Genomic DNA, 12,405 nt, shown 5'->3' with positions numbered 1-12,405 from the left:
TGGGCGGCATGACCCACGAGGACCATCGCGCGTCGACTCCTCGCGGGCGGGCGCGCAGGGACCAGCTCGTACGGATCGGCCTCGACCTGCTCGCCGAGGGCGGCTGGCCCGCGGTCACGGCGCGGGCCGTCACGGACCGCGCCCGCACCCGTCCGGGCCTGCTGCACCACTACTTCAACGGGCTGCCGGGGCTGCACCTCGCGGTCGCGCAGCGCGCCAGCGAGCTGATCATCGATCCGGTGGTGGACGCGCTGCTCGCCGCGCCCGACACCCCGGCCGCGCTGCGCACGCTGCGCGATCTCGTGCCGGGCATGGTCGACGGCGAGCGCAACCTGCGGCTCGCCGCCGAACTGCTGGTGCGGGCGCTGCGGGACCCGCGGATGGGCGCCGAGCGGCGGGACTGGTCGCGGTCCGTCCGGGCCCGGATCGCCGCGCGGCTCGGCCACCTGTGCCCGGACTGGCCCATCGACCGCCGCGAGGGCACCGCGATGCTGTTCACCGCGGTGCTGGACGGCCTGCTGCTGCAGCTGATCCTCGACCCCGACCTGCCGGCCGATCCGGCGCTGCACGCCACCGAGGCGCTGGTCGCCGGTTCCTGACCGCTACTCGCGCGGGGCGTGCGCCACGGCCACCGGGGAGGCGGCGTGGTGCAGCAGCGCGTGGCCGACCGAGCCGAGCAGCAGGCCGCGGAAACCGCCGAGGCCGCGCGACCCGACGACGAGGAGCCCGGCGTTCTCGGCCTCGGCGATCAGCACCTCGCGGGGCTGCCCGATCACCACCTCGGTCCGGACCGGGACGCCGGGGAACTTCTCGCGCCAGGGCGCGACGAGCCGGACGAGCCGCTCCCCCGCGAACTCGCGCAGCGCCTCGGCGTCCAGCAGCGGGGCCTGCCCCGGCTCCAGGTCGGCGGGCCAGGCCACCACCGCGACCACTTCCGCGTCGCGCAGATTCGCCTCGGCGAACGCCAGGCCGAGCGCCTCCAGCGACGCCCGCGAGCCGTCCACGCCCACCACGACGGGCCCCTCGGCGCGCCGTTCCCGGACGACCACGACCGGGCACGGGGCGTGCGCGGCCAGCTCCACGGCCGTCGAACCGAGCACCAGACCGGCGAACCCGCCGCGGCCACGCGAGCCCACGACGACCAGTTCGGCGTCGGCGGCGGCCTCCATCAGCGCGGTCGCCGGACCGCCGCGGCCGAGCACGGCGTGCACGTCGTCGGTCTCCTCGCGGGCGTGCTTCACACCCTCGGCCACGACCTCCTCGGCCGCCAGCCGCAGGTCGGCGACGGGGATCGCCATCGGTCCCACGGCCGCGTACATCTCCCAGGCGTGCACCACGGTCAGCGGAACCTCCCGCAGCCTCGCCTCCACGGCCGCCCAGCGGACCGCCGCCTCACTCTGCGCGGACCCGTCATAGCCCACGACCACACCGCGTCGAACAGCCATCGTCGCTCCCTTCAACACTCCCTAGCGTTGCCGAGCGGGAACGCGGCGGGCAGGGGCGGGAGCCCGGTGTTGCGGGGACCTTCGTCCCGGCACGATCGCGACGGTGCAGCACGCCCGGCGCAGCATCGCCGCACTGGTCGCGCCCAGGGGGCCGAGGCCGGTGCCGGTGCCCCGGTCGCCGAGCACGAGGAGGCCGGCGTCGTCGGCCGCGGCCCGCAGCGCGTCGAACGGGCGCTCCAGCAGCGGCGACGCCTCGATGCGCAATTCCGGGTACCGCCGGCGCCACGGCGCCACGACCGCGTCCAGCTCGGCGGCCCGGGTCTTCTCCAGCAGTTCCCGGTCGTGGAACAGCGCCAGCTCCGGCTCGGCGACCGCGCCGGGCTCCCAGCAGCCGTAGACGACGTGCAGGTCCCAGCCGCGCAGCGCCGCCTCCTCGGCCGCGAACTCCAGGGCCGCCTCCGAGCCGGCCGACCCGTCGACGCCGACGACGACGCGGCGCGCGCCCGTCCCGCCCCGGACTGCGATCACCGGAAGCTCCGAGCGCGCCGACAGCTCCAGCGCCGGCGACCCCGCCTCGGGCACCACGGAGGCGCCGATCACGACCAGCCGCGCGCCGCCGGACGCGCACAGCAGCGCCTCGGTGGCGGGACCGCGCCGCAGCCGCCTGCGGACGGCGCCCGGCACACCCAGCTCGTAGGCGCGGCGGACACCGCTGTCGAGCAGGTTCTCCCCCACTCGCTTCATGATCGCTTCGATGCCGGGGTCCGCGTGGCCCGCCGCATAGGGCCAGTGCCAGCAGTGGCACATCACCAGCCCGATCCTCCGGAGCCGCGCCTCCTCGACCGCCCAGCGCAGGGCCGCGTCGTTCTCCGCAGTCCCGTCGTATCCGAACAGGACGTGCGGCCATCGGCCTCTTTCCGCGCCGTTCATATCCCTGCCTCCCTCCTGCAAGTCTGCGCGCGACCCGCGGCGTCCAGAAGGGGACGAAAGTCCCGGCGCCCGGGACCTCCGGACCTGCCGGGGCTTTTTGCCCGGCCGTTACCGTCACCGGGAAGGAGGAGACATGGGAAGGCTCGGAAGCGTCCGCCACCGGCTCGGCTTCGACCACAACGACCTGCGCCGTCCCGTCGACCGCCGCCAGCGGGCGGTGGGCGTCGGCGCCGTCGTCCTGTTCGCGGGGCTCGCGCCGCCGGTCGCGGCCGTTCTCGCCGCCCAGACCTACGGGCAGGGCGTGCGGGCCGAGCGGCAGTCGGCCGCCTACCAGCGCATCGACGCCCGTATCACCCACGTGAAGGAGCGGGACGGTGTGGGCCTGCGGCACGCCTACGCCGAGCTGTCCTGGACGACGCGCGGCGGCCGTCCCCGCACGGCCGTCCTCCCGGCGGACAAATCCGTCAAGCCCGGCATGAGCCGGCGGATCTGGGTGGATTCATCCGGCGCCCTGGTCAGCCGCCCCCGCACCCGCACCGACACCGTCGCGGCCACGGCCGTGACCGCCACCGTGACGAGCATCGCCGTGGGTCTGCCCCTGCTGGTCTTCTACCGCCTCGCCCGCCGCCGCTACGACCGCCACCGCGAGGCCCTCTGGGACGAGAGCCTGATCACCCTCACCCACGGCAAGATCTTCTGACCTCCGCCTCTTCCTCACTCGGAACGCCGCCCCGCCCGGCCGGGCGGGGCGGCGTTCCCATGGGTCACCGGGTGGATTCCAGAAGGCCGTAATGACCGTCGTAACGGTGGTAGAGGACCTTGCCCCGGCCGGTGGCGGCGTCGGCGAAGAACAGGAACGGCAGGCCGAGGGCCTCCATGCGTTCGACCGCCTCCGTCTCCCCGATGCGCGGCGCGTGGTGCGGGCTGACGCTCAGCGGGATCGCGTCCGGTCCCGCACGCTCGGCCTCGGGGTCGGCGAGCGCGAGCCGGTACCCGCCGTCCGCCCGGTAGAGCACGGCGTCCTGACCGGTCTCGATCTCGGTGAACAGCCAGAAGTCGTAACCCATGAGGTCCATGTCGAAGGCGGCCTCATCCGGGGTCTGGGTCTCCGCCGCGAACGTCTTGCGCCGCACGATCTCCCGCTCACCGGGCGGGCGGACGTACGGGACGGGCCGGTGCGCGTGCCGCCCCGCCTTCGGGGCCCGGCTCGCCTCGCGCCGTCCGCCGATCCGCTCGAACCGGGCGCGCAGCAGGTCGGGCAGCAGGTCGATGGCCTCCTGCATCGTCGCCGCGGCCGCCTCGACCCGCACGGGCCGCCCGTTGACATCGACGTTGGCCTGCGCCATGGCCGGCCGCTCCACCGCCGGGTCGGGCGCGATCGCCAGCTTGACGCGGGCGAACAGCACCGGCTCGGGCGCCTGCCGGAACGCCGACGCCACCTTGTCCCGCGCCGCCTCGGCGAACCGGTCCGGGACGTGTCCTCTGACGTCGAAGACCACTTCAGGAGCTTCCTGCGTACTCCTCATGTGCATCATGCGACCCCCTTGTTCCTTCTTGCCTCCACCTTTGCCCACGGGGTCCCGCCTCACCAGGGACCAACGTCCATCCCGGGAAGGACCTTCGCAACCCCAGGTCAACCGGCCTTTCGACCATGCCAATCGGCGGCCCTGAGCCGCCAGAGAAGGTGGCGCCGCAGACGGTGCCCTTCCTCCACGAGGGGGTGGTCGAAGTCGTCGGCGGGGTCATGGGTCATGCCGAGGCGCTTCATGACGGCCTGGGACTTGAGGTTGGTGGTGCTGGTGAAGGAGACGACCTCGTCGAGCCCCAGGTCGCCGAAGCCGAAACCGAGGGCGCCCCGGGCGGCCTCGGTGGCGTAGCCGTGGCCCCAGGCGGACCGGGCGAGGCGCCAGCCGATCTCCACCGCGGGCATGAAAGGGGCGTGGAAGCGCGGTACCGACAGGCCGGTGAACCCGATGAACCGGCCCGTGCCTGCGACCTCCACGGCCCAGAAACCGAACCCGTGTTCATCGAAGCGGGCCTCGATGGCGTCGACCAGCGCATCACTCTCGGCGAGGGTGAGAGGGGCCGGGAAATGCTCCATGACCTCCGGGTCGGCGTTCATCGCGGCGAACGGTTCGCGGTCGGCGGGTTCCCATCGGCGCAGCAGCAGCCGGCCGGTTCGCAGTGAGGCGGACACCGACCGAGGCTACCGCCGCCCTCGATGGCCCCGGCATCGGCCGGAATCGTCCGGCACCTCGTCTCCGGTCCTACGGGTGCAGGGCGTGTTCGATGCGGGCGCGCAGGCGGACGGCGGCCGGGTCGGTGAAGCCGGTGAGGTGGTGCAGGGCGTCCGCCCAGGGGTCGAGGGCTTCGGGGCGGCGGTCCAGCTCGGTGAGGACGGTCGCCAGGTTGTTCAGCGCCAGCGCCAGCGGCCAGCGGTTGTCGCCGTAGCCGCGCAGGATGTCGACGGCCCGGCGGTGGGCGTGTTCCGCTTCTTCGAGCCGGGACGGTTCCCTGCCCGCCTCGCCGTACCCGTACCAGGCGAGGGCCTCGCGGACGCGGTCGCCGACCTGCCGGTGCAGTTCCACCGACCGCCGGCAGCCGGCCAGGGCCGCGCCGGCGTCGCCCGCCTCGCGCTGCGCCCTGGCCAGTTCCAGCAGCCAGTACCCCTCCCAGGCCGGGTTGGCGTGGTCCCGCGCGATCGCGACGGCGCGGCCGGCGGCCTCCAGGGCGCCCGGCACGTCCGACTGGGACCGCCGGACCATGGCGAGCAGCCGGAGCGCGTTGCCCTCGCCACCGCGTTCGGCGCGCTCGCGGAACAGTGCCAGGGCGTGCCGCACCGTGGTCTCCGCCCCGTCCAGGTCGCCGAGTTCGGCGCGGGCCTCGCCGAGGTTGGCGGCGAGCACCGCCTCCCAGTGCGGGTCGTCCAGCGCCCGGTACACCCGCATCCCGCGTTCGAACATCTCCCGGGCCTCGTCGAGGCGCCGGCTGCGCAGGTAGACCAGGCCGAGGTCGTTCAGTGACAGCGCCTCGCCCTCGCGGTCGCCCGATTCCCGGCGGATCAGCAGCGCGGCGCCGTGCGACCGCGCGCCCTCCTCCAGCCGGTGCGCCTGGGTGTAGGCCATGCCGAGGCTCTCCAGCAGTTCGGCCTCACCGGCCCGGTCGCCGGTCCGGCGCGCGGCCTCCAGGCCGATCCGGCTGGTGGTCACCCAGTCCTCGAACGGGTTGAAGCGCATGTAGATGTTGCGCAGCACCACCGACAGCTTCCACGCGTGCTCGGGCAGGCCGTTGTCGGCGGCGGCCCGCGTCGCCGCGACCAGGTTGGCGCGTTCCGCCTCGTACCATCGGACGGCGCCGTCGTAGGAGTCGAACCGCAGCGGTTCGACGTCGCGCTCCGGGCGCGGCAGCCGGACGTTGCGCTCCTGCGGGTTGATCCAGGTCTGCGCCGCGTCCGCCGTGTACAGGTACCAGGTCAGCATCCGCCGCATCGCACGGCGGTGCTCGTCCGGCCCGTCCTCCTGCCTGAACCTGTGCATGGCGTAACTCCGCAGCAGCTCGTGGAACTGGAAACGTCCCCCCGGCCCCGGTTCGAGTAAGTGCGCGCCGGTCAGCACCTCCAGCGGACGGCGTACCGCGCGCGGCCCCGTCCCGGCGAGTGCGCTCGCCGCGTCCGCGTCGAAATCCGGGCCGGGATGCAGCGCCAGGACGCGGAACAGCCCGGCCGCCGGCGCGGGCAGGGCCCCGTACGACCAGGTGAACACGGCGCGGATCGCGTCCGCGTCATCCGCGTCGTCCCCCGCGAGCGGTGTTTCGAGCAGGCCGGACTCGCCCCTCAGTTCCGCGATCATCTCGGCGAGCGGAGTCCACGGGCGGGCGATGACGCGTTCGGCGGCGACCCGCAGCGCCAGCGGAAGGCAGGCGCACACCTTCGCCAGCTCCGCCAGCCGCGCCTGGTCGTCCCGGCGGGGCGCGAGACCGGCCTCGCGCAGCAGCGTCACCGCCTCCCGTTCCGCCAGCAGCCGCAGTGTGATCCGCTCGGCGCCGTCCCGCGCGACGAGGCCCGGCAGTGTCCCGCGGCCCGTCACGACGACCGCGCAGCCGGGGGCGCCGGGCAGCAGCGGCCGCACCTGCGCGGGGCTCGCCGCGTTGTCCAGCACGATCAGCATCCGGCGGCCTGCCAGCAGCGACCGGTACAGCGCCGCGCACTGGTCCACGTCACCGGGGATCGCCTGCCGCGCGACGCCGAGCGCCGGCAGGAACCCTTCCAGAACGCGCAGCGGGGTGGCCGGTTCGCCCGGCGCGTGACCGCGCAGGTTCGCGTAGAGCTGGCCGTCCGGGAAGTGGTCCCGGCGGGAATGCGCCCAGTGGACGGCGAGGGACGTCTTGCCGACGCCTGCGGTGCCGACGACGAGCGTGATCGGGTTTCGCCGGTCCTGCTCGTCGAGCGCCCGGTCGAGCAGGCCGAGCTCGCCCGTCCGGTTGACGAACCCGTGCGCGTCCCCCGGAAGCTGACGGGGCAACGGCGCGTTCCCCCGGGGCCGGTGGACGTGGACGCCGCCGCTGATGTCGCGGGCCTGGACGACGCTGCCGATGTCGGCGGCGGACAGCTCGGCGCGGGCGTCGTCACCCGCCATCGCACCTGGTGAGCGTGCTCCGGCGCGGCGGCGGCAAGCCGGCGACCCTCCGCCGGAAGAACGACTCCACGTCTTCGGCCCGGCGGAACAGTTCGCGGGTCGCGGCCACGACATCGGCGACGAGAGCGGGCGAGGTGAACCGGACCGCGCCGTCCAGCGCCCCCTCATCGTCGTAGATGATCCGGTACAGCGTGGACGCACCGAGGGTGATCAGCTCCGGCAGCGGCCGGGACCGCTCGTGCCGGGCGACCGCGTCGGCGTCCACCACCCGGATGGCCTCGCCGCACTCGGCCCGCAGCCTGAGCAGATGCAACTCCCACTGGAGGTACGGGGTCAGCGGTTCCTCGACCACCCGCACGCGGTAGAGGCCGATGCGCTTCTCCCTGGCCCGCGTGGAGAATTCCGCAATCCATTCCCGCTCGTCGTCGATCAGCCGGATCGCCGTGTCCCAGTCACCGCGCGCGAAGGCGTCCCAGCTCGGGAACCCGGGCTCGATGAAATGCTGGGCGCGCTCCAGCTTCCAGGAGTCCTCGCCCTCGATCGTCCACTGCCGATCCCGGAAGTCATGACGATATTCCTCCAGGGGCAGACGCTCCCCGAGTGAATCGTTGAGACGGGTGAGATCAGGCATCGGGAATATCGTGTTTCGCCGCGATCAGAGTGCTGCGCGGGATGATCACGATCCGCTCGTCCGCCGCGACGGCGGCGTCTCCCGGCAACCTGGACAGATAAGCGTCCGTGAGGTCGCGGCCGATCACTGCGACATCACCGTTGTCGAGTTCCCAGATGTCCGGGCAGCCGTCCCGTCCGCCAGTGTTCCCCAGTTCTTGCGCCGATTTCCCGAGGCGCCGCAGGAACGACGCGGCGACATCGGCTTCCCATGGCCGATTCATCAGGGTGGCTCCGAAAATTCGATGACTTCCGGCGAAGAAACTACGCGTGAACCTTGTTCATGTCAAGAAGTTGACCTTCTCGACTAAACGCACGAATCACCGCAAACACATAGATACCGCAGCAGCATTTTCGTCCCGTTCCAAAATCGCCCGGCCCAGGGCCGAATGCACAGGTTCGGATTGTCCGAATGTGGCCGCGATCCGCCGGGTCGTGCGGCCGGGGCCGCGATCAAGCACCTGGAGGACACCGGCCCGCAGCGGCGGCACATCATGATGGGGCAACGAAGCAGGGGCGGACGTGAAAAGCCCCCGGCCCGCGCACTCCGCACGGTACGGGGGCTCTTTCTCGTCTGGGTCAGGTCAGGTCGAGGGTGCCGCCCTTGATCCGGTCCGCGAACGCCTGCCATGCGGCCGGCTCGAAGATCAGCTTCGGCCCGTCCGGATCCTTGGAGTCCCGAACCGCCACCGCCGCCGCCAAGTCCGCCACCTCGACGCACGCACCCCCGGTGTCCGTACTGCGGCTGCTCTTCTGCCACTCAGCAGCGAAGATTGGCAGCATGGGCGCTACCTCGACGCACTGGTCCCCGGTATCAGTGCTGTAGCTGCTCTTCTGCCACCCTGACGGCACCAACATAACCTCAACGCACTGTCCGCCAGTGTCAGCGCTGTGGCTGCTCTTGCGCCATTGCACAGCCCACGGGTGCTGTGTGTTCATAGGCTCTCCAAGATCGTCCGGAGGAGGCTCAGGGAGTCCTCGGCTGTCATCGCCGAAGCCCTGATCAAATCGAAACGTACCCCATACTTCCGGACAGCCATAGGGTGATCGACGATCTGGCCACCTATGTGACCCTCGACGCGCACAGCACCCGGCTCCTCCTGGAAACCCAGGATTGTGAATGCACCAGGCAATCCCTCGTAGGCGCCCTTGGTGGTCGGGACAATCTGGATTGTGATGTCGGGCAGTTCCGCTAGCTCGATGAGGTGCTGGATCTGCTTTTTCATCACGTCCAGGTTTCCGATCGGACGACGGATGGCGCCCTCATCGAAGATTGCGACCACGTGGGGCGGGTTCTCCCGCCCAAGGATCTCCTGTCGCTCCATCCGAGTTGCAACGAGCTGCTCGACCGCGTCGGCTGTCTTCCCCAGCTTGAGCACCTCGCGTGCGTACTCGGGCGTCTGGAACAGCCCGGTGATGACCATGGTCTCGAAGATGTAGACCACCTCGGCCTCTCGTTCCCGCGCGATGAAGTCAGGGAAGCCCGGGGGCAGGACGGCGAGGCGGCCGAAGTCCTGGATCCACTCCCAGATGCGGTAGAAGGACCCGTTCGTCGTGAAGAAGGTGTCGCACGCCATGGCGAACTCGTCGGAAGGTGCGGAATTGCCCGATTCGATCTGTCCGATCCACTGCGGGGTGAATCCGAGCCTCTTGCTCAGCTGTGGCCGGGACAAATCGGACGCTTCGCGATAAGCCCGTAGTTCCGTACCGAAGTACTCGGCCGGCGAGGACGGGACACCGGGGTCGCGGGGGCGACGGGGCATGGGGAGCCTCCAAGATACGAAAGCGATGCGACTTGCCGATCGCATGCGGGGGGGGTTTCTTTCGCCTGACTTCTTGCTCTTACAGAAGATAACCCGATCACAGGAAGATTGGGGGCGGTAACGGAGAGAAATCACACCGAAAGTTCGTACTGATCATGGACACGCCCGCCAATCCCGCTGACCAGGCGTTGACTCGACTCCGCGAGGACTTCCCGGGTCACCGAATCTGGCGTACCACACGCCACGACGGAAGGCCCGGTTTCTGGGTTGCCGCTATGCGCTCCCCAAAGGCCGGTGTAGAGCCGACCGTTGTACGCAACACCGCAGAAGAACTCCGTAAGGCGCTCACCGACGAACTCCGTCGCGCGTCCAAGCGAAGGAAGTCGGACCCCAGTAAGTGGGTGCGTTGGTAAATGAAGCGGGTCGAACCGAAGAACCTGAACGCCGGTGCCCCGATTTCCCCCGTTACGGTCCACCTTGACCGACTTGCGCAAGAAGTCATCCGTGAAGGATGGAAGGCCGTCCCGCGCTACGACGGCCCGTTCCCGCTCCTCCGGGTCTTCGGCCCGGCCGTGCCGGACTTCGGCGAGAGCATCACGTCCGTCCCCGGAACGACACCCGACATCTGGTTGTACCGGTCGAGCACCGGCGAGGACCTCGCCCCGCACACTGAGCCCGTCCGCGCGGCCGAGCGGATCACCCGGATCCTCACCCCGTACGTGACGGCCGCCCTCGCGGCCCAGACGCACCAGCGGGGAACGACCGGCGCACCACGGCTCACTCCCCCGCCCGACTCGGCCCGGCCTTTCGCGACGGAAATCACCGAGTCGCAGGAGCGCTCCGGCGTCCTCTGCTGGTGGGGTGCCTGCACCGGGCAGTGGTGGGCGCTCATCCCCGGCGGGACGCAGCAGGAGATCATCAACGCATCTGACCCGGAAGCCCTGCTCGGGGACCGGACGCCGCGTGTCCGGAGACGGGCACGGGGGCCGGCGCACCGTTTCTGTTTCGGGGTGGTGAGAACCATGGTCACCACGGCGATCAATGGCGGAATGGGCCGGATGTCCAAACGCGCGGGCGTCAGTCCGGAAGTGGCCTTGGCGAAAGTCTCATATTGCGCAACAGAATGCCTTTATCCTGCTGCCCCACGCGAGTTACGGTTCTCGCGAAGGACGACGCGGGAGGACCCTGCATGGGGTGGCAGGTCGGCCGTGTGATGTCAGCCGTGCTGCTGGGGCAGATCGCCCTGCTGGCCATGGCCGGTGGTACCGCCGAGGCCGCGCCCACCCCCGATCCCACCGCGGACGGCAGCACCCTGTACTGCCTGAAATCCGAGAACGCACGTCCGCTTGTGGACGCCGCCGTCAAACTGGAGGCCGCCCGCAAGGCGGCGGACGGCGATCACCTCGTCCTGACGAGCGGGACCCCCGGGGAGGGCCTCACCGTGGCGCAGTGGCAGCGCAGTGATCCGGCGGGGTTCAGGCGCGCCTGCGCGGCGCTCACCGCCGAAAGGAAACTGCCTTCGCCCCGGTCCGTGTCCCCGCAGTGGTGGACCACCGGGTTCACGACGTTCCTCGGCCTGGTCTCCGCCGCCTTCGGCGCGATGCTCACGGTCGGGGTGAACAGGCTCGGGGCCGGGCACGCCGCCGCGGAACGGGCGGCCGCCGATCTGCACGCGGCGGCGACCTCCTACGCACGCGCCTGCCGGGCCTGCCTGCACGCCTGGCGCACCCGGCAGGGACGCGAGAAGGAACCGGCCATGGACGAGCCCCTGAGCGTGCTCACGGCGGAACTGCGGCGCACCGCGAACCGGTACCGGAAGTGGTGGCTGCCCAAGAGCCTGGGTGAGGACGTCGCGAAACTGGACGCGGACATCAGGCGAATGCGCTGGCCCGAACAGGCCGATCAGCGCGGCACGGCGGTGGACGAACTCCTCGCCCGGCTGGACAAGGCGCAGGAAGAGGCGCTGAAGATCGCCGCGGCCCTCGAACGTCCCCGGCGGCTCGGCAAGACCATGCGGCGTCCGGCATGACCGAGCCGGACGGGCGCGTCAATCCGCTCAGGCGACCGGAGAACCGGTTCCATGCCGCCCCCGCGCTGCAGTGCACGTGCGGAGGCGACTGCCAGAAGTGCCACATCGCCGTCGACAACACGGAACCGTGCTACGAGATCTTCCAGGAGGTCATGAAGGACCTGGGCACGCTCCAGGAGGCCGGCCTGTTCGCCGTGGCCCACGGGCCGTCGCGATGCGGCAAGACCTCGCTCCTCAACCGCTGCGCCACCAGCGCGGCGCGCGCGCTGAACGCGCAGGGGGTACAGGCGCGCGAGATCTCGCTCGCCCATGTCGGGCAGAGCCCGGACCTGACGACCAAGCAGCGCGTCGTCATGGTGGGCCGGCGGCTCGCCATCGAGGCCGCCAAGACCCAGGACGTGTTCGACTCCGGCCGGTACACCGCGCCCGCGGACAGCGGCGACGAGCCGCCGACGCTGGAGGAGTACATGCGCGCCGTCGGCGACGCCGTCCTGGACGGGCACGTCCTCATCGTGCGGACGCCGCGCGCCGAGCAGGCCACCGAGGTGGCCCAGTACTGGTCGGGCACCTCCAGAAAGCTCCTGATCTTCGCCGAGACCACGGCGGTGAACCTGCCGCACATTCCCGAGCAGCCGGTGGGCGAGGCGCATCCGCTCCGCCTTAACCTCGGCATCCTCAAGCGCGGTGACGTGGCGGAGTTCGCCCGCTCCCGAATCCACGTCCCGGGGTGCGGGCGGACGTTCCCGGACCTCGATATCGGCGCGCTCGAAACCTTCTACGGAGACCCGCCAATGGTGACAATAGGAGCTGTACAGAAATTACTGTACAATATCTATGAGCACTATTTACACAACCCCTGGCCCGATGGAAATATAATCAGGGCGGAAGATCTGTGGCGGTATGTCCGGGAGAATCCAGAGGGGCAGGAGGGTTGA

Annotated in this window: 14 protein-coding genes and 1 pseudogene; 5 read left to right on the top strand and 10 right to left on the bottom strand. The window is 71.0% G+C overall.

What is annotated here, in order from left to right; translation table 11 throughout:
• Positions 1-8 precede the first annotated feature (8 nt).
• Complete coding sequence (locus AF1_RS03915; protein WP_067793630.1) at positions 9-599, top strand: TetR/AcrR family transcriptional regulator; 591 nt, start codon at positions 9-11, stop codon at positions 597-599.
• A 3-nt stretch (positions 600-602) separates the two neighbouring features.
• Here the strand turns inward: AF1_RS03915 and AF1_RS03910 are convergent, their stop codons facing one another.
• Both AF1_RS03910 and AF1_RS03905 read right to left on the bottom strand, forming a co-directional pair.
• On the bottom strand, positions 603-1,445 hold the full coding sequence (locus AF1_RS03910; protein WP_067793604.1) for a universal stress protein: 843 nt from the start codon (positions 1,443-1,445) through the stop codon (positions 603-605).
• Positions 1,446-1,466: 21 nt separating this feature from the next.
• Complete coding sequence (locus AF1_RS03905; protein WP_067793603.1) at positions 1,467-2,375, bottom strand: universal stress protein; 909 nt, start codon at positions 2,373-2,375, stop codon at positions 1,467-1,469.
• A gap of 133 nt (positions 2,376-2,508) precedes the next feature.
• On the opposite strand from AF1_RS03905, the gene AF1_RS03900 reads away from it, so the two are divergent.
• Complete coding sequence (locus AF1_RS03900) at positions 2,509-3,075, top strand: Rv1733c family protein (protein ID WP_067793602.1); 567 nt, start codon at positions 2,509-2,511, stop codon at positions 3,073-3,075.
• 64 nt (positions 3,076-3,139) lie between these two features.
• Here the strand turns inward: AF1_RS03900 and AF1_RS03895 are convergent, their stop codons facing one another.
• The 8 genes and pseudogenes from AF1_RS03895 to AF1_RS03865 form a co-directional block, all read right to left on the bottom strand.
• Positions 3,140-3,901 (bottom strand): sigma 54 modulation/S30EA ribosomal C-terminal domain-containing protein, encoded by a 762-nt coding sequence (locus AF1_RS03895; RefSeq protein ID WP_242608886.1) that lies wholly within the window; start codon positions 3,899-3,901, stop codon positions 3,140-3,142.
• Between the two features lie 107 nt (positions 3,902-4,008).
• Positions 4,009-4,572: a GNAT family N-acetyltransferase gene (locus AF1_RS03890; RefSeq protein ID WP_242608887.1), complete on the bottom strand. Its 564-nt coding sequence runs from the start codon at positions 4,570-4,572 to the stop codon at positions 4,009-4,011.
• 70 nt (positions 4,573-4,642) lie between these two features.
• A complete protein-coding gene (locus AF1_RS03885; RefSeq protein WP_084262422.1) occupies positions 4,643-7,009 on the bottom strand; it encodes an ATP-binding protein in 2,367 nt (788 codons plus the stop codon).
• Positions 6,999-7,640, bottom strand: coding sequence for a DUF6879 family protein (locus AF1_RS03880; protein WP_067793601.1), 642 nt, complete (start codon positions 7,638-7,640; stop codon positions 6,999-7,001). Before AF1_RS03880 ends, AF1_RS03885 begins: the two co-directional genes overlap by 11 nt.
• Positions 7,633-7,902, bottom strand: coding sequence for a hypothetical protein (locus AF1_RS03875; RefSeq protein ID WP_067793600.1), 270 nt, complete (start codon positions 7,900-7,902; stop codon positions 7,633-7,635). The genes AF1_RS03880 and AF1_RS03875 overlap by 8 nt, the downstream gene beginning before the upstream one ends.
• Before the next feature lie 355 nt (positions 7,903-8,257).
• Complete coding sequence (locus AF1_RS36135; RefSeq protein WP_242608888.1) at positions 8,258-8,461, bottom strand: DUF397 domain-containing protein; 204 nt, start codon at positions 8,459-8,461, stop codon at positions 8,258-8,260.
• Between the two features lie 3 nt (positions 8,462-8,464).
• Positions 8,465-8,617 (bottom strand): annotated as a pseudogene (locus AF1_RS36130) (DUF397 domain-containing protein); the annotation flags it as partial.
• The gene (locus tag AF1_RS03865; protein ID WP_084262420.1) at positions 8,614-9,441 is read right to left on the bottom strand and encodes a helix-turn-helix domain-containing protein; all 828 of its coding nucleotides are present in this window, start codon (positions 9,439-9,441) and stop codon (positions 8,614-8,616) included. The pseudogene AF1_RS36130 and the gene AF1_RS03865, both read right to left, overlap by 4 nt.
• 413 nt (positions 9,442-9,854) lie before the next feature.
• On the opposite strand from AF1_RS03865, the gene AF1_RS03860 reads away from it, so the two are divergent.
• From AF1_RS03860 to AF1_RS03850, 3 genes are read left to right on the top strand one after another with little or no spacing between them, the layout of a single operon-like run.
• Complete coding sequence (locus AF1_RS03860) at positions 9,855-10,655, top strand: hypothetical protein (RefSeq protein ID WP_067793597.1); 801 nt, start codon at positions 9,855-9,857, stop codon at positions 10,653-10,655.
• Positions 10,631-11,470 (top strand): hypothetical protein, encoded by an 840-nt coding sequence (locus AF1_RS03855; protein WP_067793596.1) that lies wholly within the window; start codon positions 10,631-10,633, stop codon positions 11,468-11,470. The genes AF1_RS03860 and AF1_RS03855 overlap by 25 nt, the downstream gene beginning before the upstream one ends.
• Positions 11,467-12,405, top strand: a complete 939-nt coding sequence (locus AF1_RS03850; protein ID WP_067793595.1) for a hypothetical protein — start codon at positions 11,467-11,469, stop codon at positions 12,403-12,405. Before AF1_RS03855 ends, AF1_RS03850 begins: the two co-directional genes overlap by 4 nt.

Source organism: Actinomadura formosensis NBRC 14204, assembly GCF_001552155.1.
In the GTDB taxonomy this organism is placed as follows: Bacteria; Actinomycetota; Actinomycetes; order Streptosporangiales; family Streptosporangiaceae; genus Spirillospora; species Spirillospora formosensis.
This window is presented reverse-complemented; position numbering and strand designations above follow the sequence as displayed.